Consider the following 26,666-nt stretch of genomic DNA (forward strand, 5'->3'; position numbering starts at 1 on the left):
TTCAGACTTAACTGAAATGAAATGTAACAGCAGATGAAGGCAGAACATGCAAAGAGATTATTCTGAAAGAAGTGCTTTTGTTGCGCGGTGTAAGCGGTTTCAGTAGGAGTCGTTTGCCGGGTGGCGGCGATATCTCACGCGTGCAGGGCGTTAAAGAAATGTAGCTCACAAAAGTGAAGCGCGGGCGGGCAAAATCCCGGCAGCAGAAATGCAAAAGGCCAGCGCGAGGCTGGCCTTTAAGAACGCTATCAGTCGCTAATTACAGACCGGCAGCGTCACGCAGCAGGGCGGCTTTGTCGGTTTTTTCCCATGGGAAATGTTCGCGACCAAAGTGACCGTATGCAGCGGTTTCTTTGTAGATTGGGTGCAGCAGATCCAGCATCTGAATCAGGCCGTATGGACGCAGGTCGAAGAACTCGCGCACCAGCAGGGTCAGCTGTTCGGTAGAGATCTTCTCGGTACCGAACGTTTCAACCATGATGGAGGTAGGTTCTGCCACGCCGATTGCGTAGGAAACCTGAATTTCACAACGATCTGCCAGGCCCGCAGCCACGATGTTTTTCGCCACATAACGTGCAGCGTACGCAGCAGAACGGTCAACTTTAGACGGATCTTTACCGGAGAACGCACCGCCACCGTGACGAGCCATGCCGCCGTAGGTATCAACGATAATCTTACGACCGGTCAGACCGCAGTCGCCCATTGGGCCACCGATAACAAAACGGCCCGTTGGGTTGATGTGGTACTTGGTGGAGGCATTCAGCCATTCTGCAGGCAGAACCGGCTTGATGATCTCTTCCATGACCGCTTCCTGCAGCGTTTTCAGCGAAACGTCTTCGGAGTGCTGAGTCGACAGTACGACCGCGTCGATACCGACGATTTTGCCGTCGTCATACTGGAAAGTGATCTGGCTTTTAGCATCCGGACGCAGCCACGGCAGCGCGCCGTTTTTACGCACTTCAGCCTGACGCTGCACCAGACGGTGCGCGTAAGTGATGGGGGCAGGCATCAGCACGTCGGTTTCGTTGGTCGCGTAGCCAAACATCAGGCCCTGGTCGCCAGCACCTTGCTCAAGCGGATCGGTACGATCGACGCCCTGATTGATGTCCGGGGACTGTTTGCCAATTGCGCTTAATACGGCGCAAGAGTTGGCATCAAAGCCCATATCAGAATGCACGTAGCCGATTTCACGCACGGTGTTACGGGTGATCTCTTCGATATCAACCCATGCACTGGTGGTGATCTCACCACCTACCAGAACCATACCCGTTTTGACATAGGTTTCGCACGCCACGCGCGCTTTAGGATCCTGCTCCAGGATCGCATCCAGCACTGCATCGGAGATTTGGTCAGCGATTTTATCAGGATGCCCTTCTGATACAGACTCGGACGTAAACAGGTGTTTTGCCATGTTTTATTTCACCTAAGGATAATTTGGTAAGCTCAAACTGCTGTGCGGAATGGCCGTAGAAGACGATTCTACCAAGACCGGCAGGTAAATGACACCGGCAGTCTGAGTGTTAATCAGTATAGATGGATTAACATCTGGACGGCTATTTTAGGTCACTTCTTCGCCCGATTTCCAGTTTTTTTTGACTAAGGTCTCACTGTGCTGAAAACGCAGGTGGAAATTTTTCCTGACGGGGCTGGCAAGGCGCGCATTTATACTTTGCATTTTGGGAGTGATGTGGGTATAAAACGCGGCGCGCGGCTCATACAAAAAAGCGCTCGATGATTTCATCGTGTCGCCACTTCCAGCCGGGTTGAGCAGTGAACACTTAGCTTTGGCTTGAGGTTCGTCTTCTGAAGGCGGCCGTGGAGGTGATACCCGATAATGAACTCTCGTTTTCCGCTAACTCAGTTACGCTGTTCTGGCGTGCATCTGTTTCCCGCAACTCGCATTTCTAATCTGCAAACCTGCCGATGTTATACCCATTTCGGTGCTTCTCAGGATTCCAGGGCCGGCCATCCGCTTTGTGAAAACTGAACAAGGGCGCTCTTGTTAATTCAGGAGTTATCTCGTGGTTTCGCCGAACCTTGTCATACAGAGTTCGGTTACGTGTTTTACAATGATATGAATAAGAAACCGGTCGCACGGTCTGAATTTCAGCACACTCTGCTGGAATGCGGGGCCGTTTATGGGTTGTTATCGCGGTGTGACACTGCGATAGTAGTCAACTGTTTTACACTTAATACAAAGAGTTGAGGTTCGCTATGTCTGACGACATGTCTTCGGTTTCGCCTTCGTCAGCGGGCGGACAGGGTGTACTACGTTCTATGCAGGAGGTTGCGATGAGCTCCGAAGAGGCCAGCAAGATGCTGCGCACATACAATATTGCCTGGTGGGGTAATAACTACTACGACGTCAACGAACTGGGCCATATCAGCGTTTGCCCTGATCCTGACGTACCGGAAGCTCGCGTGGATCTCGCCAAACTGGTGAAAGCGCGCGAAGCGCAAGGGCAACGTCTGCCTGCACTGTTCTGCTTCCCGCAGATCCTGCAACACCGTTTGCGCTCCATTAATGCGGCGTTCAAGCGCGCGCGTGAGTCCTATGGATACAAGGGCGACTACTTCCTGGTCTATCCAATCAAGGTAAACCAGCATCGTCGTGTTATTGAATCGCTGATCCATTCCGGTGAACCACTGGGTCTGGAAGCCGGTTCTAAAGCGGAACTGATGGCGGTACTGGCGCACGCCGGTATGACGCGCTCGGTGATCGTCTGTAACGGTTATAAAGACCGTGAATACATTCGTCTGGCGCTGATTGGCGAGAAGATGGGCCACAAGGTCTATCTGGTTATCGAGAAGATGACGGAAATCGCGATTGTGCTGGAAGAGGCCGAGCGTCTGAACGTGGTGCCGCGCCTGGGCGTGCGTGCGCGTCTGGCTTCGCAAGGCTCCGGTAAATGGCAGTCCTCCGGCGGCGAAAAATCCAAATTCGGTCTGGCGGCGGGTCAGGTTCTGCAGCTGGTGGAAATGCTGCGCGAACGCGGTCGCCTGGACAGTATCCAGCTTCTGCACTTCCACCTCGGTTCGCAGATGGCCAATATTCGCGATATCGCCACGGGCGTACGTGAATCGGCTCGCTTCTATGTCGAGCTGCATAAGCTTGGCGTCAACATTGAGTGCTTCGATGTCGGCGGCGGTCTGGGTGTGGACTACGAAGGAACGCGCTCGCAGTCTGACTGCTCCGTGAACTACGGTCTGAACGAGTACGCGAACAACATTATCTGGGCGATTGGTGATGCCTGTGAAGAGAACGGTTTGCCGCATCCAACGGTGATCACCGAGTCTGGCCGTGCGGTAACCGCGCACCATACGGTGCTGGTTTCCAATATCATCGGTGTTGAACGCAGCGAGAATACGGAAGCGACACCACCGCAGGACGATGCGCCGCGTGCTCTGCAAAACATGTGGGAAACCTGGCAGGAGATGCATGAGCCGGGCACCCGTCGCTCTCTGCGTGAATGGCTGCACGACAGCCAGATGGATCTGCATGACATTCACGTCGGCTATTCATCAGGCACCTTTAGCCTGCAGGAACGCGCGTGGGCAGAGCAGCTGTATCTGAATATGTGCCACGAAGTGCAGAAACAGCTCGACCCGAGCAACCGTGCGCACCGTCCGATTATCGACGAACTGCAGGAACGTATGGCGGATAAGATTTACGTCAACTTCTCGCTGTTCCAGTCGATGCCAGATGCCTGGGGTATCGATCAGCTGTTCCCGGTACTGCCGCTGGAAGGGCTGAATCATGCGCCGGAACGTCGCGCAGTGCTGCTGGATATCACCTGTGATTCCGACGGCGCTATCGATCACTACGTGGACGGCGACGGGATTGCCACCACCATGCCAATGCCGGAGTACGATCCTGAGAACCCGCCAATGCTGGGCTTCTTTATGGTCGGTGCGTATCAGGAAATTTTAGGCAACATGCACAACCTGTTCGGTGATACCGAAGCGGTTGACGTGTTTGTCTTCCCTGACGGCAACGTGGAAGTGGAGCTTTCCGACGAGGGCGACACCGTGGCGGACATGCTGGAGTACGTGCAGCTGGATCCGAAAAAACTGCTGACTCAGTTCCGCGATCAGGTGAAAAACACCGATCTGGACGCTGCGCTGCAGCAGCAGTTCCTGGAAGAGTTTGAAGCGGGTCTGTACGGGTACACCTATCTGGAAGACGAGTAACCGTTAATGCCCGGTGGCGCTGCGCTTACCGGGCCTACGGGATACTTGAACCTGTACGAATTAACGGCGATAATTCGCACCAACATGCAGTTTCCGAATCAATCCCTTCCTCGTCGGGTTTAACGACGCGGAGGGGATTTTTTTTCATCTATTTTTAATGCATCGACTCTACATGAGGTCAGGACATGAGCACTTTAGGTCATCAGTACGACAACTCTCTGGTATCTAACGCGTTTGGTTTTTTACGTCTTCCGATGAACTTCCAGCCGTACGACAGCGACGCTGACTGGGTAATCACCGGCGTTCCGTTTGATATGGCAACCTCCGGTCGTGCCGGTGGCCGTCACGGTCCGGCGGCCATTCGTCAGGTCTCGACCAACCTGGCCTGGGAGCACAACCGTTTCCCGTGGAACTTCGATATGCGTGAGCGCCTGAACGTCGTCGACTGCGGCGATCTGGTGTATGCCTTCGGCGACGCACGTGAAATGAGCGAAAAACTGCAGGCGCACGCAGAAAAACTGCTGGCTGCCGGTAAGCGCATGCTCTCCTTCGGCGGTGACCACTTTGTGACGCTGCCGCTGCTGCGCGCGCACGCGAAACATTTCGGTAAAATGGCGCTGGTGCATTTCGATGCCCACACGGACACCTACGCGAACGGCTGCGAGTTTGACCATGGCACCATGTTCTACACCGCGCCGAACGAAGGCCTGATCGATCCAAATCACTCTGTGCAGATCGGTATCCGTACTGAATTCGACAAAGACAACGGCTTCACCGTGCTGGACGCCTGCCAGGTGAACGATCGCGGCGTGGACGACATCATCGCGCAGGTGAAGCAGATTGTCGGCGACATGCCTGTCTACCTGACCTTTGATATCGACTGCCTGGACCCCGCGTTTGCACCGGGCACCGGTACGCCGGTCATTGGCGGCCTGACGTCTGACCGTGCGATCAAACTGGTTCGCGGTCTGAAAGACCTGAATATCGTGGGGATGGACGTGGTAGAAGTGGCGCCAGCGTACGATCAGTCTGAAATCACGGCTCTGGCCGCTGCAACACTGGCGCTGGAAATGCTGTACATTCAGGCAGCCAAAAAAGGCGAGTAATCGGGCTGTTTGACTCGCCATTTTGAAACCGGGCAGTGCCCGTCACCCTCACGTACTCCCGGGTGACGGTGCGCTGCCCGTGTCGTTACTGGCTTTTCTGAAGGGGATTATTTGATCCCGTCTGCCGCCATGCGATCGCGGATATGCTGCGCACGCTCTGCGGACGCCGGGTGATCGTCAAACATTGAGCTTTGACGGCCTTCTTCCAGTTTTGCCAGTTTCTCAAAGCTGGTGGCTAAGCCTGACGGATTGATTCCGCGTTTGCGCAACAGATCGTAGGAGTAGTCATCCGCTTCTGACTCCTGACGTTGGGAAAACTGGGAGTTAACCAGTTTTTCGCCCACATCGCCCAGCTGGGATTGGGACAGACTGCCAACGATACCGCCTGCAGAGGCAGCTGCCGCACGCACGGCATTGGTGCCGAGCGCCACCTGCATACCTTTCTTCACGTGGCCGAGTGCGACGTGGCCCATTTCATGGCCGATCACCGCTTCGACTTCGTTATCCGTCATCATGTCCATCAGCCCGCTGTAAACGCGGATACAGCCGTTCGCCATCGCAAACGCATTCACGTCTTTTGCCATATAGACTTTGTAATTCACTGCCTGGCCATTGATGTTATCGCCCAGCGCGGCGGCAATCTTGTTCAGACGCTGCGCGTAAGTGCTACTGGCCGGTGCGATGGTTGCTTTTCCGTCCATCTCTTTACACGCCTGGTCGCTCAGCGCGACGACCTGCGCATCGCTCAGGGAATAAGCCTGGAAGGCTTCTGCGCCAGAGCTCATCAGACCGTTTGAATCCATATTCTGACAACCGCTCAGCAGGAGCGTCGTACCCAGGGCCAGCACTATTGCACGCATTTTCATGATGTTGCTTCCGTACTCGTTAACTGAAAAAAGTCTGAAAAATGCTCCGGCAGCGAAGCCGCAGTCGCGCTAAGTATAAGGAATATCTGGAGCCCCGGGCGAGTAGATTGCGCAACATGCGAGCGTGATCCAGAGATTTCTTAAAGGGCAAAAGAATGCTCCATGTACATGCTTTGTCGCTTGGGTTACATTGTTGGCACTTTTTTCTGGCATAGCCCAAAACGCGCTGTCGTCAAGGGCGCGGCCTTTAACAGTCCGATCTGGAGTTAAAATGTCCTCACGTAAAGAGCTTGCTAATGCTATTCGTGCGCTGAGCATGGACGCAGTACAGAAAGCCAAATCCGGTCACCCGGGTGCCCCTATGGGTATGGCTGACATTGCCGAAGTCCTGTGGCGTGATTTCCTGAACCATAACCCGCAGAACCCATCTTGGGCTGACCGCGACCGCTTCGTGCTGTCCAACGGCCACGGCTCTATGCTGATCTACAGCCTGCTGCACCTCACGGGTTATGCGCTGCCAATCGAAGAGCTGAAGAACTTCCGTCAGCTGCACTCCAAAACCCCAGGTCACCCGGAAGTGGGTTATACCGCGGGCGTTGAGACCACAACCGGTCCACTGGGTCAGGGTATTGCGAATGCGGTCGGTATGGCGATTGCAGAGAAAACGCTGGCGGCGCAGTTCAACCGTCCAGGTCACGATATCGTTGATCACTTCACCTACGCTTTCATGGGCGACGGCTGCATGATGGAAGGCATTTCTCACGAAGTGTGCTCCCTGGCCGGTACTCTGAAACTGGGTAAACTGGTTGCGTTCTACGATGACAACGGCATCTCCATTGATGGTCACGTTGAAGGCTGGTTCACTGACGACACCGCAAAACGTTTCGAAGCCTACGGCTGGCACGTTGTGCGTGGCGTTGACGGCCACGATGCAGACGCGATTAAACGTGCAGTAGAAGAAGCGCGTGCCGTGACTGACAAACCATCCCTGCTGATGTGCAAAACCATCATCGGTTTCGGTTCTCCAAACAAAGCGGGTACTCACGATTCCCACGGCGCACCGCTGGGCGACGCAGAAATTGCACTGACCCGCGAACAGCTGGGCTGGAAATACGCGCCATTTGAAATTCCGTCTGAGATTTACGCTCAGTGGGATGCCAAAGAAGCAGGCCAGGCGAAAGAGTCCGTCTGGAATGAGAAATTCGCAGCTTACGCAAAAGCCTTCCCGCAGGAAGCGGCAGAATTCACCCGTCGTATGAAAGGTGACATGCCGGAAGATTTCGACGCGAAAGCGAAAGAGATCATCGCCAAGCTGCAAGCTAACCCGGCTAAAATTGCCAGCCGTAAAGCGTCTCAGAATGCGATCGAAGCTTTCGGTCCACTGCTGCCAGAATTCCTCGGCGGCTCTGCTGACCTGGCACCGTCTAACCTGACGATCTGGTCTGGTTCTAAAGCGATCAACGAAGATACCGCCGGTAACTACATCCATTACGGTGTGCGTGAATTCGGTATGACCGCCATTGCGAACGGTATCTCTCTGCACGGTGGTTTCCTGCCGTACACCTCTACCTTCCTGATGTTCGTAGAATATGCGCGTAATGCCGTGCGTATGGCTGCGCTGATGAAACAGCGTCAGGTAATGGTCTATACCCATGACTCTATCGGTCTGGGCGAAGATGGCCCGACTCACCAGCCGGTTGAGCAGGTGGCTTCTCTGCGCGTGACCCCGAACATGTCCACATGGCGTCCATGTGACCAGGTTGAGTCTGCGGTAGCGTGGAAATATGGCGTTGAGCGTCAGGACGGTCCAACCGCGCTGATTCTCTCTCGTCAGAACCTGGCACAGCAGGATCGTACCGAAGAGCAGCTGGCTAACATCGCTCGCGGTGGTTATGTGCTGAAAGACTGCGCAGGTCAGCCACAGCTGATTATTATCGCAACCGGTTCTGAAGTTGAGCTGGCGGTAGCTGCGTGGGATCAACTGTCTGCCGAAGGCGTGAAAGCGCGCGTGGTCTCCATGCCGTCTACCGACGCGTTCGACAAACAGGATGCGGCTTACCGTGAATCCGTACTGCCGAAAGCCGTTTCTGCGCGCGTGGCTGTGGAAGCCGGTATCGCTGACTACTGGTTCAAATACGTGGGCCTGAACGGCGCCATCGTCGGTATGACCACCTTCGGCGAATCTGCACCAGCAGAACTGCTGTTCGAAGAGTTTGGCTTCACCGTTGAGAACGTAGTCGCGAAAGCGAAAGAACTGCTGTAATCGCGTAAACGCCCGGCGGCGAGAGTCTTGCCGGACCCTATAAAAAACCAGGTGGGTAGCAATACCGCCTGGTTTTTTTATGGGGAAAAACTGCCGAAGGAAGAGAGTAGCCGTTAATTTGCGCACTGAGGGTCCAAACGTGGCGCCTGTACTTTGCGATAGTCGCACAGTGGACCTGACGCCACGGATGACGACCAGGGCGAATATGTTTGCGCCGGAGTGGAATAATTCCGCGGTAAATGGCTGAAGAAATGTGACGCAAGTCAGATAAATGGCGAATCCCTCCGGGCGAACGTTCCTTTTATTCCCCGTTTCGCTTATTCTTGCTGAAGCGTTTCAGTCGATTAAATGTTCGACAATTGACCAATCAGTCGCAGTTTGTGACAGGCAAGGATTCCCCTCTGAGCGTAGCTGGATTACTCTTTCAGCCACCTCAATCTCAGGGATAGCCTTGCAGGAGACCTATGACCGTACGCGTAGCGATTAATGGCTTTGGTCGCATCGGACGTAACGTGGTTCGTGCATTATATGAATCAGGACGTCGGGCGGAAATCACCGTAGTGGCTGTCAATGAACTGGCAGACGCGGCGGGTATGGCGCATTTGTTGAAATACGATACCAGCCATGGGCGCTTTGCCTGGGATGTACGCCAGGAAAGAGAGCAACTGTTCGTCGGCGATGATGTGATTCGCGTCCTGCATGAGCGCAGTATTGACGCGCTGCCGTGGCGTGAATTGGGTGTGGATGTGGTGCTGGATTGTACCGGCGTGTACGGCAATCGCGAACACGGCGAGGCGCATCTGGCAGCAGGCGCGAAGAAAGTCCTGTTTTCCCATCCCGGTGGTCACGATCTCGATGCAACCGTCGTCTACGGCGTGAACCATCTCGAGCTGCAAGCCGAACACCGTATTGTCTCTAATGCCTCCTGCACCACAAACTGCATTATTCCGGTCATCAAACTGCTAGACGATGCGTATGGCATCGAATCGGGCACAGTAACCACGATTCACTCCGCCATGCACGATCAGCAGGTTATCGACGCGTATCACCCGGACTTACGCCGCACGCGTGCAGCGAGCCAGTCAATCATTCCGGTGGATACGAAACTGGCGGCCGGAATTACCCGAATTTTTCCGCAGTTTAACGACCGTTTTGAAGCCATTGCGGTTCGCGTGCCGACCATAAATGTCACCGCGATTGACCTCAGTGTCACGGTTAAAAAACCGGTAAAAGCCAGTGAAGTCAACCTGTTGCTGCAAAAAGCGGCACAGGGTGCATTTCATGGTATAGTTGACTATACGGAATTACCGTTGGTCTCAGTAGATTTTAACCACGATCCGCACAGTGCCATTGTCGATGGTACACAGACGCGGGTCAGCGGTGCTCACCTCATCAAAACGCTGGTGTGGTGCGATAATGAATGGGGCTTTGCTAACAGGATGCTCGACACCACGTTAGCCATGGCCGCACAAGGTTTCAGGTAGGGCGCAAAGTGCGCATGCAAAACTTTAAGAATCAACGAGAGGATTCACCATGTCTGTAATTAAGATGACCGATCTGGATCTGGCAGGTAAACGCGTTTTCATCCGTGCCGATCTGAACGTACCTGTTAAAGATGGCAAAGTGACCAGCGATGCGCGTATTCGTGCTTCTCTGCCAACCATCGAACTGGCACTGAAACAGGGTGCGAAAGTGATGGTAACCTCTCACCTGGGTCGTCCGACCGAAGGCGAGTACAACGAAGAATTCTCTCTGCTGCCGGTTGTTAATTACCTGAAAGACAAACTGTCCAGCCCGGTACGTCTGGTTAAAGACTACCTGGACGGCGTTGAAGTGGCTGCAGGTGAACTGGTTGTTCTGGAAAACGTTCGCTTTAACAAAGGCGAGAAGAAAGACGACGAAGCACTGTCCAAAAAATACGCTGCACTGTGCGACGTCTTCGTGATGGATGCATTCGGTACGGCTCACCGTGCTCAGGCTTCTACCCACGGTATCGGTAAATTCGCAGACGTAGCTTGCGCAGGTCCACTGCTGGCTGACGAACTGGAAGCACTGGGTAAAGCACTGAAAGAACCCGCACGTCCAATGGTTGCTATCGTTGGTGGTTCTAAAGTGTCTACCAAACTGACCGTTCTGGATTCCCTGTCTAAAATCGCTGACCAGCTGATAGTTGGTGGTGGTATCGCGAATACCTTCGTTGCCGCTCAAGGTCACAACGTGGGTAAATCCCTGTATGAAGCAGACCTGGTTGACGAAGCTAAACGCCTTCTGACCACTTGCGATATCCCTGTCCCAACTGACGTGCGCGTAGCAACCGAGTTCTCTGAAACGGCGACCGCGACGCTGAAGTCTGTTAACGACATCAAAGATGAAGAGCAGATTTTGGACCTGGGCGACGTGTCTGCACAGAAACTGGCTGACATCCTGAAAAACGCGAAAACCATTCTGTGGAATGGCCCGGTTGGCGTGTTCGAATTCCCTAACTTCCGTAAAGGGACTGAAATCGTGGCTAACGCAATCGCAGACAGCGAAGCGTTCTCCATCGCAGGCGGCGGCGACACTCTGGCGGCAATCGACCTGTTCGGTATTTCCGACAAAATTTCCTACATCTCCACTGGTGGCGGCGCATTCCTCGAATTCGTGGAAGGCAAAGTTCTGCCAGCAGTAGCAATGCTCGAAGAGCGCGCTAAGAAGTAAGCCATTCATGGGCAGGGAAACCTGCCCAAATTTCAGCGTGCTTTTTAGAGCTCGCACCTTTTCTAACGGCCGAAGATACAGGACTACGTAACATGTCTAAAATTTTTGATTTCGTAAAACCTGGCGTGATCACTGGTGATGACGTTCAGAAAGTGTTCCAGGTAGCAAAAGAAAACAACTTTGCTCTGCCGGCAGTTAACTGCGTGGGTACCGACTCCATTAACGCCGTACTGGAAACCGCTGCAAAAGTTAAAGCTCCGGTTATCGTACAGTTCTCTAACGGCGGCGCAGCGTTCATCGCGGGTAAAGGCGTTAAAACTGATGTTCCTCAGGGCGCAGCAATCCTGGGCGCTATCTCTGGTGCGCACCACGTACACCAGATGGCTGAGCACTACGGTGTTCCAGTTATCCTGCACACCGACCACTGCGCGAAGAAACTGCTGCCATGGATCGACGGTCTGCTGGACGCGGGTGAAAAACACTTCGCAGCGACCGGTAAGCCACTGTTCTCTTCTCACATGATCGACCTGTCTGAAGAGTCACTGCACGAAAACATCGAAATCTGCTCCAAATACCTGGCGCGCATGTCCAAAATGGGCATGACCCTGGAAATCGAACTGGGTTGCACCGGCGGTGAAGAAGACGGCGTGGACAACAGCCACATGGACGCTTCTGCACTGTACACCCAGCCAGAAGATGTTGATTACGCGTACACCGAGCTGAGCAAAATCAGCCCACGTTTCACCATCGCGGCATCTTTCGGTAACGTACACGGCGTTTACAAGCCAGGTAACGTGGTTCTGACTCCAACTATCCTGCGCGATTCTCAGGAATATGTTTCTAAGAAACACAACCTGCCGCACAACAGCCTGAACTTCGTCTTCCACGGCGGTTCCGGTTCTTCTGCTCAGGAAATCAAAGACTCCGTAAGCTACGGTGTAGTGAAAATGAACATCGATACCGATACCCAATGGGCAACCTGGGACGGCATCCTGCAGTACTACAAAACCAACGAAGCTTACCTGCAAGGCCAGCTGGGCAACCCGAAAGGCGAAGACCAGCCGAACAAGAAATACTACGATCCACGCGTATGGCTGCGTGCTGCCCAGACTTCTATGATTACCCGTCTGGAGCAGGCATTCAAAGAACTGAACGCGGTTGACGTTCTGTAATTTGAGTTGCTGAAAAGCGTTAAAAAGGTCCGCATTTGCGGGCCTTTTTTTATGCCTTTTCAACGGGCTGCCACGGCCTATTGTGTGATCTGTTTGGCATAATCAGCACTTTTTGTTTACCCTTTACTGACCTGCCTGTCTCCCAGTGAGATGGATTTTTTGTCTGGATTAGCAAAAGGAAGAATGAATGGATGATCTCGGTGTAGTAGATGGCATCAACAACGCGGGCACCTGGCTGGTGCGCAACCAGGCGCTACTGCTGAGTTATGCGGTGAATATCGTGGCGGCGATTGCGATTATTATTGTCGGGATGATCGTGGCACGCGTGGTGTCCAATGCGATCAACCGCGTGATGCGCGCGCGTCAGATTGATGCCACGGTGGCAGATTTCCTCTCCGCGCTGGTGCGCTACGGCCTGATTGCCTTTACGCTGATTGCTGCGCTTGGGCGCGTCGGTGTACAGACGGCCTCCGTCATCGCGGTACTCGGTGCTGCGGGTCTGGCTATCGGTCTGGCCCTGCAGGGTTCACTGTCGAACCTCGCCGCAGGCGTGCTGCTGGTGACTTTCCGCCCGTTCCGCTCCGGTGAATACGTCGATTTAGGCGGCATTGCCGGGACCGTGCTGCAGGTGCAGATTTTCTCCACCACCCTGCGCACCGTTGATGGCCGTATCGTTGTGGTGCCGAACGGTAAAATCATCGCCGGAAACATCATTAACTTTTCCCGCGAACCGGTACGTCGCAACGAACTGTTGATCAGCGTGGCGTATGATTCCGATATCGATAAGGTGAAAGCGCTGCTGACGAATATCATTGAGTCGGATGTTCGTATCATCCAGGACCGCGAGAGAACTGTTCGTCTGAACGAACTCGGTGCTTCGTCGATCAATTTCGTGGTACGCATCTGGAGCAAAAGCAGCGATTTGCAGGAAGTTTACTGGGACGTGCTGGAGCGCATTAAGCGTGAATTTGACGCTAACGGTATTAGCTTCCCGTATCCGCAGATGGACGTGAACTTCAAGCGCGTGAAAGAACACGCGAGCGAATAAATCCGTTCTGACAAACAACGCCCGCGCGTGAATACCGGCGGGCGTTTTTTTATCTCAGTGTCTGGTTAATAATGCTGCTGACACCCTGCATCAACAGTCCCGCATCACTGATTCCTGTGTTTTCCTGCTGAGTGACCCATTCGGCCTGAACCTGCTGGTATCCGGTGGCGGTTTGCCAGGCTTTCAGCTCATCGTTTGTCAGATAATGAATGGTCGCGCCTTCCCGTTTCATCGCGTTGGTCATCTCGGCCAGATTAGCCTCTTGCGCTGCGCCAAGACGTTTCTGCGTAGCGGCGGCCGCACGTCTGATGGCACCGCGATCCTTGACGTCGAGGCTGTCCCACACCGCTTTATTCATCACCAGCAGATATACGTGTCCGAGCCACAGGGAAGGAGAAAGCTGAATATAAGGTGCGGCACGCTCGGCATGAATATCGTGCCCGCTGTCGAGGTTAACCATCAGGCCGTCGAGCTGCCCGTCCTTCAGCGCTTCGGTAATGTGCTCATTCCACGGCATATTCACCGGTTCGCCACCCGCGTTACGTAAAAATGACTGATGCCAGAAACTGGCCGTTCGCCATTTGCTTGCGTTCAACTGATCGAGTTTCACATTGGGTTGGGTGGTGAAAAAACCTACCGGATACCCAAGGAAAAACTGCAGGTTTATCACGTTATTTTTTTCAAGCTCGTTCCCGAACTGGCGATAATCCTTGAAGATGCGCTGAAAGGCTGCAGCCTGGGCATTACCGCTGGCAGGCCCAAGAGGGAAGCTTTTAAATATCTGGTGCCGTGGAAGGAGGTCGGGCGTGTATTCGGGGACGACAGTGCCCATATCCGCAACACCGCCCTGGCTGATGGTCGTTAGTGCGTTATAGCTGGTGGACAGCTCGCCGTTCCAGTGGGCGTCGATTTTCAGGCGACCGAGGGATTCCGTCTCAATCGCTCTAAAAAAAGTCTCTTTTATGAGCCGGGTACGCATGTTTCCGTACGGTTCGTGATCGGTATAGCGTAACGTAGTGGTCGCGCTTGCGGTGGCAGCCCACAAGCAGGTAAACACCCATGCGGCGCAGTAAAGTAAAGCCTTCGCGTTATGCTTCATATCCATTCCTTTGGTACGGTTGCTGATACCTTCAGCATACGCTAAATCCGGAGTTAAAACGTTTGTCAGAATCTCAATACGGCATCATTAGGGTAGCTAATTAGGGATTAATATTATCAATTTCCTCTAATGAAGATCTCGCAGTATAGTCTGCCGTAACGACAATCGCGTAAGAGTATTTCTCCATGTTATCTTATTACTTTCAAGGTCTTGCGCTAGGCGCAGCCATGATTTTACCGCTCGGTCCACAAAATGCGTTTGTTATGAACCAGGGGATTCGTCGACAGTATCACCTGATGATCGCCATGCTCTGCGCCGTCAGCGATTTGCTGCTCATTTGCGCCGGGATTTTTGGCGGCAGCGCGCTACTGATGCAATCGCCGTGGCTGCTGGCGCTGGTGACCTGGGGTGGCGTAGCGTTCCTGCTGTGGTACGGTTTTGGCGCTCTGAAAACCGCCATGAGCAGTAACCTGGAACTTGCCAGCGCCGAAGTGATGAAGCAGGGACGCTGGAAGATCATCGCCACCATGCTGGCGGTGACCTGGCTTAATCCACACGTTTATCTGGATACCTTCGTGGTGCTCGGCAGCCTGGGCGGTCAGCTGGATGTCGAACCTAAACGCTGGTTCGCGCTGGGAACCGTGAGCGCTTCCTTCCTGTGGTTTTTTGGTCTGGCGATACTTGCCGCCTGGCTTGCCCCGCGCTTACGCACCGCCAAAGCGCAGCGCATCATTAATATTCTCGTCGGCGTGGTGATATGGTTTATCGCGTTCCAGCTGGCGAAAGAGGGCATTAGTCACGTACAGGTATTGTTCAACTAAGCGTTGTCTTATGGACAACTGAAGCAGACGCGCTAAGCTTGCTGGCATGCGCCCTTAGGTGGGCACTTCGCAACATGGAGGAATAACAGTGAAGTTTAAAGTGATGGCCCTGGCGGCATTAGTCAGTTTTGGTGCAGTATCGGTACAGGCAAACGAGTTGCCAAATGGACCGCACATTGTCACTTCCGGTACAGCAAGCGTGGACGCTGCTCCCGATGTTGCAACCCTTGCGATTGAAGTGAACGTGGCGGCAAAAGATGCTGCGTCAGCCAAGAAACAGGCCGACGATCGCGTTGCGCAATATCTCTCTTTCCTTGAGCAGAACGGCGTTGCTAAGAAAGACATTAACTCGGCGAATCTCCGCACTCAGCCAGATTACGACTATCAGAATGGTAAAAGCATTCTGAAAGGCTATCGCGCCGTGCGTACGGTGGAAGTGACTGTACGTCAGCTCGATAAGCTGAACTCGCTGCTGGATGGCGCGCTGAAAGCGGGTCTGAACGAAATCCGTTCCGTGTCGCTGGGCGTTGCGCAACCGGAGAAATACAAAGACGAAGCGCGCAAAGCGGCGATTGACGACGCAGTACGTCAGGCAGAGCAGCTGGCTTCTGGCTTCAAATCGAAGCTCGGCCCGGTGTATAGCGTGCGTTACCACGTCTCTAACTACCAGCCAAGCCCGATGGTTCGCATGATGAAGGCCGATGCTGCACCGGTTTCCGCACAGGAAACTTACGAGCAGCCGACCATTCAGTTCGACGATCAGGTGGATGTGGTCTTCCAGCTGGAACCGGCACAGGGTCAGCAGCAACAGCAGGCGCCTGCGCAGTAATCAATGACAAAAAAGCCGGGGTAACCCGGCTTTTTTATTAATCCTGTCTCAACACCTTATGCCCGTAGGCCAGCAGTGCATCGGTGACGTTGCGCATCATGCGGCTCTCCGGCGCAAAACGGTGCCAGTACAACATCCGACGCTGATACAGCCCCGGCGTTAAGTCGATAAGTTCACCGCTCTTCAACTCTTTCTCAATCTGCAAATGCGGGATCATACAGCAGGTCGTCCCCTGACGGGCCAACTGCACGAAGGCTTCAGACGAATTCACGATATGACAGGGCACGCTGCCCGGCGGCAGATCGAAGTTCTGCTGCAAGAACGCCTGATGCATATCGTCGAGATGATCGAAGGCCACGGCAGGGGCTTTCAGCAGCGCGGCACGGGTGACGCCATTCGGGAAATAACGCTCAGCAAACTCTTTTGAGCCGACAAAAAGATAGTCCAGCGCGCCGAGCTGATCGACCAGGCAGCTTGGCAACGCCTGCGGCTGGATACTGACCGCACCCACCACTTCGCCACGACGCAGCCGCTCCTGAGTACGGGTTTCATCTTCCACCTGTAGATTGAGGCGGATAGGCGAATCAGCCAGCACCGAGGAGAGGGCGGGCAGCAGCCAGGTGGCCAGACTGTCGGCGTTCACCGCCAGCGAGAGCAGCAGCGGTGTGGAACCGGTCTGTTCATCGCCGAGCCACTCCTCTTCCAGCAGCTCAACCTGACGCAGCAGGGCCAGCAGCTTCTGCCCTTGTTCCGTCGGACGTGGCGGAACGGTACGCACCAGCAGCGGTTGTCCGAACATATTCTCAAGCTGTTTGATTCGCTGTGATACGGCGGATTGAGTGATGCACAGCTTCTGCGCTGCGCGCTCAAAACCTCGTTCACGAATGACGGCATCAAGCGCCTGTAGTGTTCTGTAATCCGGACGTTTCATTGCGGGGCAGTACTCCTGAATTTTGCTGATTCTGCACTATGACACAAATTTCCCTTTGTGACAGACCAATTCCGACCACATCGGATCTGTCAGGGCTTTGCTCGGTAATGTGACACCGGTCACAGGGACATTCCCTGCCTGCCTGTTCTATAATACGCCCTGAGTTTTCACACCACAGGCAAAAAGATCATGACGCAGGATGAACTGAAAAAAGCAGTAGGATGGGCCGCTCTCCAGTACGTACAACCCGGTACCATTGTCGGTGTCGGTACTGGCTCGACCGCCGCACATTTTATTGATGCGCTCGGCACGATGAAAGGGCAGATCGAGGGCGCGGTATCCAGCTCCGATGCTTCCACGGAAAAGCTGAAAAGTCTCGGCATTACGGTCTTCGATCTTAACGAAGTCGATCGTCTGGGGATTTACGTTGATGGCGCTGATGAGATCAACGGCCATATGCAGATGATCAAAGGCGGCGGTGCAGCCCTGACGCGTGAAAAGATCATCGCTTCCGTCGCGGATAAATTCATCTGTATCGCGGATGCGTCTAAGCAGGTGGATATTCTCGGTAACTTCCCGCTGCCGGTTGAAGTCATTCCGATGGCGCGCAGTGCAGTAGCGCGTCAGCTGGTGAAACTGGGCGGTCGTCCGGAATATCGCCAGGGCGTGGTGACAGACAACGGTAACGTCATCCTCGACGTTCACGGTATGGAGATTATGGACGCCGTGGCGATGGAAAATGCCATTAACGCCATTCCAGGCGTCGTGACGGTAGGGCTATTCGCCAACCGTGGCGCGGATGTGGCGCTGATTGGCACCGCTGACGGCGTGAAAACCATCGTAAAATGATCTGACGGGGGGAGCCTTCCCCCCGCTAAATATTTTTCAAAAGCGAAATTCGGTGACTTGTGTCACGTTTTTTGACCTGTTCTGACGATCCTGCCGCTTTCCTGATTATCCACAGCATTTTCCTCTGACATTTCGCCCTGGATGACTTTTCTTCAGAGTGACGACGCAAACGTTCATATTGCTGCAATAGTTTTTTTTGATATGTTGACGGGAGCGGATTTAAATCCAGCACAACATCAGTTCAGACAAAACAGGGTCGGGTAAATGGCAAAGGTATCACTGGAAAAAGACAAGATTAAGTTTCTGCTCGTCGAAGGGGTGCATCAGAAAGCACTCGATAACCTTCGTGCAGCAGGGTACACCAACATCGAATTCCACAAAGGCGCGCTGGATACTGAGCAGCTGAAAGAATCCATCCGTGATGCCCATTTCATTGGCCTGCGATCCCGTACTCACCTGACTGAAGAGGTTATTGCCTGCGCTGAGAAGCTGGTGGCTATCGGCTGCTTCTGTATCGGTACTAATCAGGTTGATCTGAATGCGGCAGCCAAACGCGGCGTGCCGGTCTTTAACGCACCTTTCTCCAACACCCGTTCCGTGGCGGAGTTAGTGATTGGCGAGCTGTTGCTCCTGCTGCGCGGTATTCCGGAGGCAAACGCCAAAGCCCACCGCGGTGTGTGGAACAAGCTGGCGTCCGGCTCGTTCGAAGCGCGCGGTAAAAAGCTGGGGATTATCGGCTACGGCCATATCGGTACGCAGCTGGGTATTCTGGCCGAATCCCTCGGCATGAATGTCTTCTTCTACGATATCGAAAACAAACTGCCACTCGGTAACGCGACCCAGGTGCAGCATCTTTCCGATCTGCTGAACATGAGCGATGTGGTGAGCCTGCACGTGCCGGAAAACGCCTCCACCAAAAATATGATGGGTGCGGAAGAGCTGGCGCTGATGAAACCGGGCGCACTGCTGATCAATGCCGCTCGCGGTACGGTAGTGGATATTCCTGCCCTGTGCGATGCCCTGAAGCGCAAGCATCTGGCGGGCGCGGCTATCGACGTCTTCCCGACAGAGCCGGCCACCAACAGCGATCCGTTTACCTCTCCGCTGTGTGAATTCGACAACGTGATCCTGACGCCGCACATTGGCGGTTCGACTCAGGAAGCGCAGGAGAACATCGGTCTGGAAGTGGCGGGTAAACTGAGCAAGTATTCCGATAACGGTTCTACGCTGTCTGCGGTGAACTTCCCGGAAGTGTCTCTGCCGCTGCACGGCGGTCGCCGTTTGCTGCATATCCACGAAAACCGTCCAGGCGTGCTGACCGCGATTAACCAGATTTTTGCCGAGCAGAGTGTCAACATCGCCGCGCAGTATCTGCAAACTAACTCGCAGATGGGCTATGTGGTTATTGATATCGAAGCAGATGAAGATGTGGCGGAGAAAGCGCTGCTGAGCATGAAGGCGATTCCGGGCACGATTCGCGCGCGTCTGTTGTACTAATCTGCGGTTTGCTGTGTCGGGTGGCGCTGACGCCTTTCCCGACCTCTCTGGCGAATCCAAATCGTAAGCCGGGTATGGCGTAGCCGCCACCCGGCTTTATTGTTTACCTCACCACTCCCACACTTTCGACGGCGTCACCACTGCGGGCAGCGGAATATCCCATTTCTCCACCGGCAACGCTTTTACGCCCTGACAATCATGGGCATAGCCCACCGGCTGCAAACCATACAGCTGCCAGTTTTGCAGCGTGCGATCGTAAAATCCTCCGCCCATTCCGAGACGCTGACCGCTTTCATCAAACGCCACCAGCGGCGTGATCAGCACGTCCAGTTCGCTTAAGGGGAGGACATCGCGCACGTCGAGTTTGGGTTCGCTAATTTTCAGACGGTTCACCACCAGTTCGCTGTGCGGATGGTAGTGCAAAAACAGCAAATTGCCCGGACTGAACGGGTGCAGCACCGGCAGATAGACCTTTTTCCCGGCGCGCCAGAGTTGTTCGATCAGCGGTTGGGTATCCAGCTCGCCGTCAAACGACAGAAACAGGGCGACGGTATGGGCCATAACCACAGGGGGATACGCCATCATACGGGCGGCAGCGAGCTGGGCGAAATGCGTTTGTTGTTCGGGCGAAAGCGCTCGACGATGTTTACGGATTAACTGACGGATATCTTGTCGGGAAGCAGGGACTTCAGGAAATTGAGTCATGATGCTTGAAGGTAGTAAAGAAGGGGAATCTCCGAGATGCCGCCGCAGGCTGTAACCCTTGAACCCTTGGTTCAAGGTGAATGTGTCGTCATAGTCTTAAGGCTTCTCGGACGAACCGAGCATGCTCACCGACCATGGAGCGCCACATTCTTGTGGTATGAAATATCGGCTCAGGGGACTGGCCCGCTTGCGAACATCTCAGAGAAATTTTGTCTTCACAGTCACTCTACCATAGTCAACTGCAAAGTGTTATTCAAACTTTTGCACCGGCCTTTCGGGGGTGCGACCCTGATCAAGCAGCGCTTGTTCAATGGTCTGTTGGAGCATTTTAATCCGTTGCTCCATGCTCGCCGCGTAGTCGCGGGTCTTCGCTTTTTCCTGAGTTAATTCATAGCTGATGTTCAACGCGGCGATGAAAACCAGCTGCTCAGTATTTGTGACTCTAGTGCGTTCTTTTAGATCTTGCAACCGCTGATTCAAATCATCCGCAGCCTGATTCAAAGCATCCCTTTGTTCAGGCGGACAATTCACTCGCAGCGAACGGCCAAAAATTTGGAGATCGACGGGTTGTGCAGACATGCCACCTTCCTGCTGATTGACTGCGCGACCTTCGCACATGGCCCGGGGGCTGCGAAGGGGCGACACTATAGCTACCCTGATATGAAGATACAAGCCCTTTTCTGGTATCTCCAGGGTCCAAAGTGGTAGCATATCATGAATATTCCTCCAACGATGACGAATGCGCATGTCTATACAGAACGAAATGCCTGGTTACAACGAAGTAAGCCAGTTACTTAACCAGCAGGGCGTGGGTTTGACCCCTGCTGAAATGCACGGTCTGATCAGTGGCATGCTGTGCGGCGGAAACAGCGACAGCTCATGGCAGCCGCTGCTTCATGACCTGACGAACGAAGGTCTGGCCTTTGGTCACGAGCTTGCTGAAGCCCTGCGCAAAATGCACTCGGCGACCAGTGATTCTCTGGAGGACGATGGCTTCCTTTTTCAGCTTTATCTGCCTGATGGCGACGACGTTAGCGTCTTCGATCGCGCCGATGCGCTGGCAGGCTGGGTAAACCACTATCTGCTGGGTCTGGGCGTTACGCAGCCTAAGCTCGATAAAGTTACCGGCGAAGCGGGTGAAGCGATCGACGATCTGCGCAACATCGCGCAGCTGGGCTACGACGAAGACGAAGATCAGGAAGAGCTGGAAATGTCCGTCGAAGAGATTATCGAGTACGTACGCGTCGCGGCGCTGCTGTGCCACGACACCTTTACGCGCTCACAGCCGACCGCACCGGAAGTCCGCAAACCGACCTTACATTAAAAAAAGAACGCACAGGAGGGTGTCATGACTCAACAGGAGTTTCTTCGCCGCCGCCAGGCGCTTTTAGCCCACATGCAGCCGGGCAGCGCGGCACTGATTTTTGCCGCACCGGAAGCCACACGCAGCAATGACAGCGAATATCCCTATCGCCAGAGCAGCGATTTCTGGTACTTCACCGGCTTTAATGAGCCTGAAGCGGTACTGGTGCTGATTAAGAGCGATGACACCCACAACCACAGCGTTCTCTTTAACCGCGTTCGCGATCTGACTGCCGAAATCTGGTTTGGCCGCCGCTTAGGGCAAGACGCCGCGCCAGAGAAACTCGGCGTGGAACGCGCGCTGGCCTTCAGCGAAATCAACGAGCAGCTCTATCAATTGCTCAACGGTCTGGACGTGGTGTATCACGCTCAGGGCGAATATGCTTATGCCGATGAACTGGTGTTTGCGGCGCTGGATAAACTGCGTAAAGGCTCTCGTCAGAATTTATCGGCACCCGCGTCCCTGACGGACTGGCGCCCAATCGTTCATGAAATGCGGCTCTTTAAATCGCCGGAAGAGCTGGATGTGATGCGCCGCGCGGGCGAAATCAGCGCGCTGGCCCATACCCGCGCCATGGAAAAATGCCGTCCGGGGATGTTCGAGTATCAGCTCGAAGGCGAAATTCTTCATGAATTCAACCGCCACGGGGCGCGCTTCCCGTCCTACAACACGATTGTGGGCGGCGGGGAAAATGGCTGCATCCTGCACTACACCGAAAACGAAAGCGAACTGCGTGACGGCGATCTGGTGTTGATCGACGCCGGGTGTGAATATCGCGGTTACGCCGGTGACATCACCCGCACCTTCCCGGTGAACGGCAAATTTAGCCCTGCGCAGCGCGCTGTTTACGACATCGTGCTGGAATCACTGGAAACCGCGTTAACGCTGTTCCGTCCGGGGACCTCTATTCAGGACGTAACTGGCTCGGTGATCCGCATCATGGTGAACGGGCTGGTGAAACTGGGTATCCTCAAGGGCGACGTGGAAGAGTTGATTGCCGACAACACCCACCGCGCGTTCTTTATGCATGGCCTGAGCCACTGGCTGGGGCTGGATGTCCACGATGTCGGCGGCTACGGTCCGGATCGTTCGCGCACCTTTGAGCCGGGGATGGTGTTAACCGTTGAACCGGGCCTGTATATCGCGCCCGATGCGGATGTCCCTGCCGAGTATCGCGGGATTGGTATTCGTATTGAAGACGACATTGTGATCACCGAAAACGGCAACGAAAACCTCACGGCTTCCGTGGTCAAAAAGGCCGATGAGATCGAAGCTCTGATGGCGGCGGCGCGCGTATGAGCGTGATTATTGTGGGCGGTGGCATGACGGGCGCGACGCTCGCGCTGGCCATCTCACAGCTGACGCACGGCCAGTTCCCCGTTCACCTGGTTGAAGCCGTTGCGCCGCAGACGGCGCAGCATCCAGGCTTTGATGCCCGCGCCATTGCGCTGGCGGAGGGGACCTGCCAGCATCTGTCGCGCCTGGGTATCTGGCAGGCGATTGCCGAGTGTGCGACGTCGATCAAAACCGTTCACGTCAGCGATCGCGGCCACGCCGGTTTTGTTACGCTCGATGCCCAGGATTACCACATTAATGCCCTCGGGCAGGTGGTCGAGCTGCACGACGTGGGGCAGCGCCTGTTCCGCTTATTGCAGGATGCGCCTGGCGTGACGCTGCACTGCCCGGCGCGTGTCGCAAGCTTTACCCGCAGTGAAGCGAGTGTGAGCGTGACGCTGGATAACGGCAACGTGCTGGATGGCAAACTGCTGGTGGCCGCAGACGGCTCCCGTTCTGCGCTTGCCACCCAATGCGGTATCGAATGGCAGCAGCAGCCTTACGGTCAGGCGGCGGTGATCGCTAACGTTTCCACCGCTGTGCCTCATCAGGGCCGCGCCTTTGAACGTTTTACCGAGCACGGCCCACTGGCGATGCTGCCCATGTCGGCTGGCCGCAGTTCGCTGGTCTGGTGCCACGCATTGGATGCAATGGATGACGTGATGGCCTGGTCAGATGCGCGTTTTTGCGATGAACTGCAAAAGGCCTTTGGCTGGCGTTTAGGGCGAATCACCCACGCCGGGAAACGCGCCGCCTATCCGCTGGCATTGACCACCGCGTCGCGCTCCGTTTCTCATCGTGTGGCGTTAGTTGGGAATGCGGCGCAAACCCTGCATCCGATTGCCGGGCAGGGGTTTAACTTAGGATTACGCGATGTCATGAGCCTGGCGGAGACGCTGGCGCAGGCATGGCAGGATCGCGACGATTGCGGTGCTTACTCCGTGCTTTGTCAGTATCAGAAACGCCGTCAGGCAGATAAAGAGGCGACCATCGGGGTGACCGATGGCCTGGTGCATCTGTTCGCGAATCGCTGGGCGCCGCTGGTAGCCGGGCGCAACGCGGGCTTGATGGCGATGGAACTATTCATTCCGGCACGCGACGTGCTGGCGCAGCGAACTCTCGGTTGGGTCGCTCGTTAAGGAGTTACTAAGTGCAGAATGTTGATGTTGCCATTGTCGGCGGCGGAATGGTGGGGCTGGCGCTGGCCTGTGGTTTACAGGGCAGCGGCCTGCGTGTGGCGGTGCTTGAATATAAGCCGCCGCAGCCTGTTGCGCAGGACGCACCGCCAGAGCTACGCGTGTCGGCCATTAACGCCGCCAGTGAAAAGCTGTTAACGCATCTCGGCGTCTGGTCAGAGATCACCGCGTTTCGCGCCAGCTGCTACCACGGGATGGAAGTGTGGGACAAAGACAGCTTCGGCCATATCGCGTTTGACGATGAGAGCATGGGCTACAGTCATCTGGGCCATATCGTTGAAAACGCGGTGATTCACCACGCTCTGTGGCGCAAAGCCCAGAGCTGTTCCGACGTCACCCTGATGGCACCCGCGCAGGTGCAACAGATCGCCTGGGGCGAAAACGAGGCGTTTCTGACACTGCAAAGCGGCGATATGCTGACCGCGCGGCTGGTTGTGGGTGCCGATGGCGCAAACTCCTGGCTGCGTAACAAAGCGGATATTCCGCTCACCTTCTGGGATTACCGTCATCATGCGCTGGTGGCGACGATCCGCACGACCGAACCGCACGGCGGTGTCGCGCGTCAGATTTTCCACAACGACGGCATACTGGCGTTTCTGCCGTTAAGCGATCCGCATCTGTGCTCTATCGTCTGGTCACTGGTGCCGGAAAAAGCACAGCAGATGGAGGCGGCGACGCCTGACGCGTTTAATCAGGCGCTGTGCATGGCCTTTGATAACCGTCTTGGGCTGTGTACGCTGGAAAGTGAACGCCAGCTCTTCCCGCTGACCGGACGCTACGCGCGGCAGTTTGCCTCGCACCGTCTGGCGCTGGTGGGCGATGCCGCACACACTATTCATCCGCTGGCCGGGCAGGGTGTGAATCTGGGCTTTATGGATGCCGCAGAGCTTATCGATGAGCTGCGTCGTCTGCATCGTGAAGGCAAAGACATTGGTCAGCATTTGTACCTGCGCCGCTACGAGCGCAGCCGTAAACACAGTGCGGCGATGATGCTGGCGGGGATGCAGGGCTTCCGCGAGCTGTTTGCCGGTAACCATCCGGCGAAAAAACTGCTGCGCGATGTTGGACTGAAACTGGCGGATACGCTTCCCGGCGTAAAACCGCAACTCCTTCGCCAGGCGATGGGGTTAAACGATCTCCCTGAGTGGCTGCGTTAAGCACTAAACGTTAAATTAGACCCCCATCACACTTTCCTCTCCCGGCCTTGGTGCCGGGATGTTTCCCTCGTTTGAAATATTCTAATTCCACGCCTCTTTTCGCATTAGATTATCTAATGTCGTGTTTTTTCCATGACGGAAATTAGCCGCGTTTTTCCACAGAAAATATCAGCCTGTGCTAAATATTGTGAAATTAAAGTTAATTTAATGCGGGGTAAATCGCATTTTGCCAGTGAATAACTCTGTAGGCTTTTCAGCGTTTTTTGGTCATAAGCTAATGTGATGACCCGCTTTAGCTTATGGTTAATCGCCGATTTCGGTGGTAAGTTCAGGGGAAAGAGAACGTTTGCGTCGGCGTCCAGGAGTGATACCGACGCCGGGTTTCGTGGTGAAATTTCGCGCGAAACACAAGATTGCCCCGCTCTGCTAAATCAACGAGGACAAGATGGCTCAACAGACTCCTTTGTACGAACAACACACGTTATGCGGCGCGCGCATGGTGGATTTCCATGGCTGGATGATGCCGCTGCATTACGGCTCGCAGATCGATGAGCACCACGCCGTGCGCACCGATGCCGGGATGTTCGACGTCTCCCACATGACCATTGTCGATCTCTGCGGCAGTCGCACCCGGGAGTTTCTGCGTTATCTGTTGGCGAACGATGTCGCCAAACTCAAAACGCCAGGCAAAGCGCTCTACACCGGGATGCTGAATGCCTCCGGCGGCGTGATTGATGACCTGATCGTTTATTACTTCACTGAAGATTTCTTCCGCCTCGTTGTTAACTCCGCCACCCGCGAAAAAGACCTCTCCTGGATTTCTGAACACGCCGCCAAATACGCCGTTGATATCACCGTACGTGACGATCTTTCCCTGATCGCCGTTCAGGGTCCTAACGCGCAGGCTAAAGCCACTTCTCTGTTCAGCGAAGAGCAGCGCAAAGCGACCGAAGGCATGAAGCCGTTCTTCGGCGTTCAGGCAGGCGATCTGTTCATCGCAACGACCGGCTACACCGGTGAAGCGGGCTATGAAATTGCGATGCCGAACGAGAAAGCCGCCGATTTCTGGCGTGCGCTGGTTGAAGCCGGTGTCAAACCTGCGGGCCTGGGCGCACGCGATACGCTGCGTCTGGAAGCCGGAATGAACCTCTACGGTCAGGAGATGGATGAAGGTATCTCTCCGCTGGCTGCCAATATGGGCTGGACCATCGCATGGGAACCGGCTGACCGCGATTTTATTGGTCGTGAAGCGCTGGAACTGCAGCGTGAGAAAGGCACCGATCAGCTGGTCGGCCTGGTGATGAAAGAGAAGGGTGTGCTGCGTAACGAGCTGCCTGTGCGTTTTACCGATGCCAGCGGCAATCTTCATGAAGGCATTATCACCAGCGGCACATTCTCACCGACGCTGGGCTACAGCATTGCGCTGGCGCGCGTACCGGCCGGGATTGGCGAGACTGCCGTGGTGCAGATCCGCAACCGTGAAATGCCGGTCAGCGTGACTAAACCGATTTTTGTTCGCGCCGGTAAACCGGTCGCCTAAT

24 protein-coding genes and 1 other RNA gene are annotated in these 26,666 nt (G+C 54.8%); 18 read left to right on the forward strand and 7 right to left on the reverse strand.

The window, feature by feature from the left end; translation table 11 throughout:
- Positions 1-259: 259 nt before the first annotated feature.
- A complete protein-coding gene (gene metK, locus OVA10_RS06275) occupies positions 260-1,411 on the reverse strand; it encodes a methionine adenosyltransferase (RefSeq protein ID WP_102104710.1) in 1,152 nt (383 codons plus the stop codon).
- A 423-nt stretch (positions 1,412-1,834) separates the two neighbouring features.
- Here metK and OVA10_RS26050 point away from each other — a divergent pair, with 423 nt between their 5' ends.
- The 4 genes from OVA10_RS26050 to speB all read left to right on the forward strand — a co-directional run bounded on the left by OVA10_RS26050 (position 1,835) and on the right by speB (position 5,297).
- Positions 1,835-1,987 carry a hypothetical protein gene (locus OVA10_RS26050; protein WP_442787092.1) on the forward strand — a complete coding sequence of 51 codons (153 nt, stop codon included), beginning with the start codon at positions 1,835-1,837 and terminating at the stop codon, positions 1,985-1,987.
- Positions 1,988-2,074: 87 nt separating this feature from the next.
- A complete protein-coding gene (gene yqgB, locus OVA10_RS06280; RefSeq protein WP_129035190.1) occupies positions 2,075-2,206 on the forward strand; it encodes an acid stress response protein YqgB in 132 nt (43 codons plus the stop codon).
- A gap of 8 nt (positions 2,207-2,214) precedes the next feature.
- Complete coding sequence (speA, locus tag OVA10_RS06285) at positions 2,215-4,191, forward strand: biosynthetic arginine decarboxylase (RefSeq protein ID WP_100779009.1); 1,977 nt, start codon at positions 2,215-2,217, stop codon at positions 4,189-4,191.
- Positions 4,192-4,376: 185 nt separating this feature from the next.
- Complete coding sequence (gene speB / locus OVA10_RS06290) at positions 4,377-5,297, forward strand: agmatinase (RefSeq protein WP_002434404.1); 921 nt, start codon at positions 4,377-4,379, stop codon at positions 5,295-5,297.
- Between the two features lie 107 nt (positions 5,298-5,404).
- Here speB and OVA10_RS06295 read toward each other — a convergent pair whose 3' ends face one another.
- A complete protein-coding gene (locus OVA10_RS06295; protein ID WP_100779010.1) occupies positions 5,405-6,163 on the reverse strand; it encodes a M48 family metallopeptidase in 759 nt (252 codons plus the stop codon).
- 271 nt (positions 6,164-6,434) lie between these two features.
- Between OVA10_RS06295 and tkt the strand changes: the two genes are divergently transcribed.
- From tkt to mscS, 5 genes are all read left to right on the forward strand, one after another.
- Positions 6,435-8,426 (forward strand): transketolase, encoded by a 1,992-nt coding sequence (tkt, locus tag OVA10_RS06300; RefSeq protein ID WP_102104709.1) that lies wholly within the window; start codon positions 6,435-6,437, stop codon positions 8,424-8,426.
- 464 nt (positions 8,427-8,890) lie between these two features.
- Entirely contained in the window at positions 8,891-9,910 is a 1,020-nt protein-coding gene (gene epd / locus OVA10_RS06305; protein ID WP_102104708.1) for an erythrose-4-phosphate dehydrogenase, read from the forward strand.
- Between the two features lie 49 nt (positions 9,911-9,959).
- Entirely contained in the window at positions 9,960-11,123 is a 1,164-nt protein-coding gene (gene pgk, locus OVA10_RS06310) for a phosphoglycerate kinase (RefSeq protein ID WP_100779013.1), read from the forward strand.
- A 92-nt stretch (positions 11,124-11,215) separates the two neighbouring features.
- The gene (fbaA, locus tag OVA10_RS06315) at positions 11,216-12,295 is read left to right on the forward strand and encodes a class II fructose-bisphosphate aldolase (protein ID WP_100779014.1); all 1,080 of its coding nucleotides are present in this window, start codon (positions 11,216-11,218) and stop codon (positions 12,293-12,295) included.
- Positions 12,296-12,482: 187 nt separating this feature from the next.
- Positions 12,483-13,343 (forward strand): small-conductance mechanosensitive channel MscS, encoded by an 861-nt coding sequence (gene mscS, locus OVA10_RS06320; protein WP_100779015.1) that lies wholly within the window; start codon positions 12,483-12,485, stop codon positions 13,341-13,343.
- 49 nt (positions 13,344-13,392) lie between these two features.
- Here mscS and dctP read toward each other — a convergent pair whose 3' ends face one another.
- Positions 13,393-14,442, reverse strand: a complete 1,050-nt coding sequence (gene dctP / locus OVA10_RS06325) for a TRAP transporter substrate-binding protein DctP (RefSeq protein WP_268195639.1) — start codon at positions 14,440-14,442, stop codon at positions 13,393-13,395.
- A gap of 185 nt (positions 14,443-14,627) precedes the next feature.
- Here dctP and argO point away from each other — a divergent pair, with 185 nt between their 5' ends.
- Together argO and OVA10_RS06335 are read left to right on the forward strand one after the other, a co-directional pair.
- Positions 14,628-15,263 (forward strand): arginine exporter ArgO, encoded by a 636-nt coding sequence (argO, locus tag OVA10_RS06330; protein WP_268195640.1) that lies wholly within the window; start codon positions 14,628-14,630, stop codon positions 15,261-15,263.
- An 88-nt stretch (positions 15,264-15,351) separates the two neighbouring features.
- Positions 15,352-16,092, forward strand: a complete 741-nt coding sequence (locus OVA10_RS06335; RefSeq protein WP_100779018.1) for an oxidative stress defense protein — start codon at positions 15,352-15,354, stop codon at positions 16,090-16,092.
- 37 nt (positions 16,093-16,129) lie between these two features.
- On the opposite strand, the gene argP is transcribed toward OVA10_RS06335, so the two are convergent.
- Positions 16,130-17,023 (reverse strand): DNA-binding transcriptional regulator ArgP, encoded by an 894-nt coding sequence (gene argP / locus OVA10_RS06340; protein ID WP_100779019.1) that lies wholly within the window; start codon positions 17,021-17,023, stop codon positions 16,130-16,132.
- Positions 17,024-17,212: 189 nt separating this feature from the next.
- Here argP and rpiA point away from each other — a divergent pair, with 189 nt between their 5' ends.
- Both rpiA and serA read left to right on the forward strand, forming a co-directional pair.
- A complete protein-coding gene (rpiA, locus tag OVA10_RS06345) occupies positions 17,213-17,872 on the forward strand; it encodes a ribose-5-phosphate isomerase RpiA (RefSeq protein WP_100779020.1) in 660 nt (219 codons plus the stop codon).
- Between the two features lie 264 nt (positions 17,873-18,136).
- Complete coding sequence (serA, locus tag OVA10_RS06350; protein WP_100779021.1) at positions 18,137-19,369, forward strand: phosphoglycerate dehydrogenase; 1,233 nt, start codon at positions 18,137-18,139, stop codon at positions 19,367-19,369.
- Positions 19,370-19,477: 108 nt separating this feature from the next.
- Here the strand turns inward: serA and OVA10_RS06355 are convergent, their stop codons facing one another.
- The 3 genes from OVA10_RS06355 to zapA all read right to left on the reverse strand — a co-directional run bounded on the left by OVA10_RS06355 (position 19,478) and on the right by zapA (position 20,653).
- On the reverse strand, positions 19,478-20,074 hold the full coding sequence (locus OVA10_RS06355; protein WP_181826819.1) for a 5-formyltetrahydrofolate cyclo-ligase: 597 nt from the start codon (positions 20,072-20,074) through the stop codon (positions 19,478-19,480).
- Positions 20,075-20,098: 24 nt separating this feature from the next.
- Positions 20,099-20,282, reverse strand: a non-coding RNA gene (ssrS, locus tag OVA10_RS06360) — 6S RNA.
- A gap of 41 nt (positions 20,283-20,323) precedes the next feature.
- Positions 20,324-20,653, reverse strand: a complete 330-nt coding sequence (zapA, locus tag OVA10_RS06365; protein ID WP_100779023.1) for a cell division protein ZapA — start codon at positions 20,651-20,653, stop codon at positions 20,324-20,326.
- Positions 20,654-20,819: 166 nt separating this feature from the next.
- Between zapA and OVA10_RS06370 the strand changes: the two genes are divergently transcribed.
- From OVA10_RS06370 to gcvT, 5 genes are all read left to right on the forward strand, one after another.
- A complete protein-coding gene (locus OVA10_RS06370; protein ID WP_123428885.1) occupies positions 20,820-21,398 on the forward strand; it encodes a YecA/YgfB family protein in 579 nt (192 codons plus the stop codon).
- A 24-nt stretch (positions 21,399-21,422) separates the two neighbouring features.
- On the forward strand, positions 21,423-22,736 hold the full coding sequence (gene pepP, locus OVA10_RS06375) for a Xaa-Pro aminopeptidase (protein WP_268195641.1): 1,314 nt from the start codon (positions 21,423-21,425) through the stop codon (positions 22,734-22,736).
- Complete coding sequence (gene ubiH, locus OVA10_RS06380) at positions 22,733-23,911, forward strand: 2-octaprenyl-6-methoxyphenyl hydroxylase (protein WP_268195642.1); 1,179 nt, start codon at positions 22,733-22,735, stop codon at positions 23,909-23,911. The genes pepP and ubiH overlap by 4 nt, the downstream gene beginning before the upstream one ends.
- A gap of 11 nt (positions 23,912-23,922) precedes the next feature.
- Complete coding sequence (ubiI, locus tag OVA10_RS06385) at positions 23,923-25,125, forward strand: FAD-dependent 2-octaprenylphenol hydroxylase (RefSeq protein ID WP_268195643.1); 1,203 nt, start codon at positions 23,923-23,925, stop codon at positions 25,123-25,125.
- Between the two features lie 445 nt (positions 25,126-25,570).
- On the forward strand, positions 25,571-26,665 hold the full coding sequence (gcvT, locus tag OVA10_RS06390; protein WP_268195644.1) for a glycine cleavage system aminomethyltransferase GcvT: 1,095 nt from the start codon (positions 25,571-25,573) through the stop codon (positions 26,663-26,665).
- The last annotated feature ends 1 nt before the right edge of the window (position 26,666 follow it).

Source organism: Lelliottia sp. SL45 (assembly GCF_026672535.1).
In the GTDB taxonomy this organism is placed as follows: domain Bacteria; phylum Pseudomonadota; class Gammaproteobacteria; order Enterobacterales; family Enterobacteriaceae; genus Enterobacter; species Enterobacter nimipressuralis.

Bases quoted from the DNA above. Each gene is read 5' to 3' on its own strand.
- pepP (WP_268195641.1), top strand. From the start codon at position 21,423: ATGACTCAACAGGAGTTTCTTCGCCGCCGCCAGGCGCTTTTAGCCCAC.
- speB (WP_002434404.1), top strand. From the start codon at position 4,377: ATGAGCACTTTAGGTCATCAGTACGACAACTCTCTGGTATCTAACGCG.
- OVA10_RS26050 (WP_442787092.1), top strand. From the start codon at position 1,835: ATGAACTCTCGTTTTCCGCTAACTCAGTTACGCTGTTCTGGCGTGCAT.
- argO (WP_268195640.1), top strand. From the start codon at position 14,628: ATGTTATCTTATTACTTTCAAGGTCTTGCGCTAGGCGCAGCCATGATT.
- argP (WP_100779019.1), bottom strand. From the start codon at position 17,023: ATGAAACGTCCGGATTACAGAACACTACAGGCGCTTGATGCCGTCATT.
- ubiH (WP_268195642.1), top strand. From the start codon at position 22,733: ATGAGCGTGATTATTGTGGGCGGTGGCATGACGGGCGCGACGCTCGCG.
- yqgB (WP_129035190.1), top strand. From the start codon at position 2,075: ATGAATAAGAAACCGGTCGCACGGTCTGAATTTCAGCACACTCTGCTG.
- serA (WP_100779021.1), top strand. From the start codon at position 18,137: ATGGCAAAGGTATCACTGGAAAAAGACAAGATTAAGTTTCTGCTCGTC.
- tkt (WP_102104709.1), top strand. From the start codon at position 6,435: ATGTCCTCACGTAAAGAGCTTGCTAATGCTATTCGTGCGCTGAGCATG.
- zapA (WP_100779023.1), bottom strand. From the start codon at position 20,653: ATGTCTGCACAACCCGTCGATCTCCAAATTTTTGGCCGTTCGCTGCGA.
- mscS (WP_100779015.1), top strand. From the start codon at position 12,483: ATGGATGATCTCGGTGTAGTAGATGGCATCAACAACGCGGGCACCTGG.
- metK (WP_102104710.1), bottom strand. From the start codon at position 1,411: ATGGCAAAACACCTGTTTACGTCCGAGTCTGTATCAGAAGGGCATCCT.
- rpiA (WP_100779020.1), top strand. From the start codon at position 17,213: ATGACGCAGGATGAACTGAAAAAAGCAGTAGGATGGGCCGCTCTCCAG.
- pgk (WP_100779013.1), top strand. From the start codon at position 9,960: ATGTCTGTAATTAAGATGACCGATCTGGATCTGGCAGGTAAACGCGTT.
- OVA10_RS06370 (WP_123428885.1), top strand. From the start codon at position 20,820: ATGTCTATACAGAACGAAATGCCTGGTTACAACGAAGTAAGCCAGTTA.
- gcvT (WP_268195644.1), top strand. From the start codon at position 25,571: ATGGCTCAACAGACTCCTTTGTACGAACAACACACGTTATGCGGCGCG.
- dctP (WP_268195639.1), bottom strand. From the start codon at position 14,442: ATGAAGCATAACGCGAAGGCTTTACTTTACTGCGCCGCATGGGTGTTT.
- speA (WP_100779009.1), top strand. From the start codon at position 2,215: ATGTCTGACGACATGTCTTCGGTTTCGCCTTCGTCAGCGGGCGGACAG.
- fbaA (WP_100779014.1), top strand. From the start codon at position 11,216: ATGTCTAAAATTTTTGATTTCGTAAAACCTGGCGTGATCACTGGTGAT.
- OVA10_RS06355 (WP_181826819.1), bottom strand. From the start codon at position 20,074: ATGACTCAATTTCCTGAAGTCCCTGCTTCCCGACAAGATATCCGTCAG.
- epd (WP_102104708.1), top strand. From the start codon at position 8,891: ATGACCGTACGCGTAGCGATTAATGGCTTTGGTCGCATCGGACGTAAC.
- OVA10_RS06295 (WP_100779010.1), bottom strand. From the start codon at position 6,163: ATGAAAATGCGTGCAATAGTGCTGGCCCTGGGTACGACGCTCCTGCTG.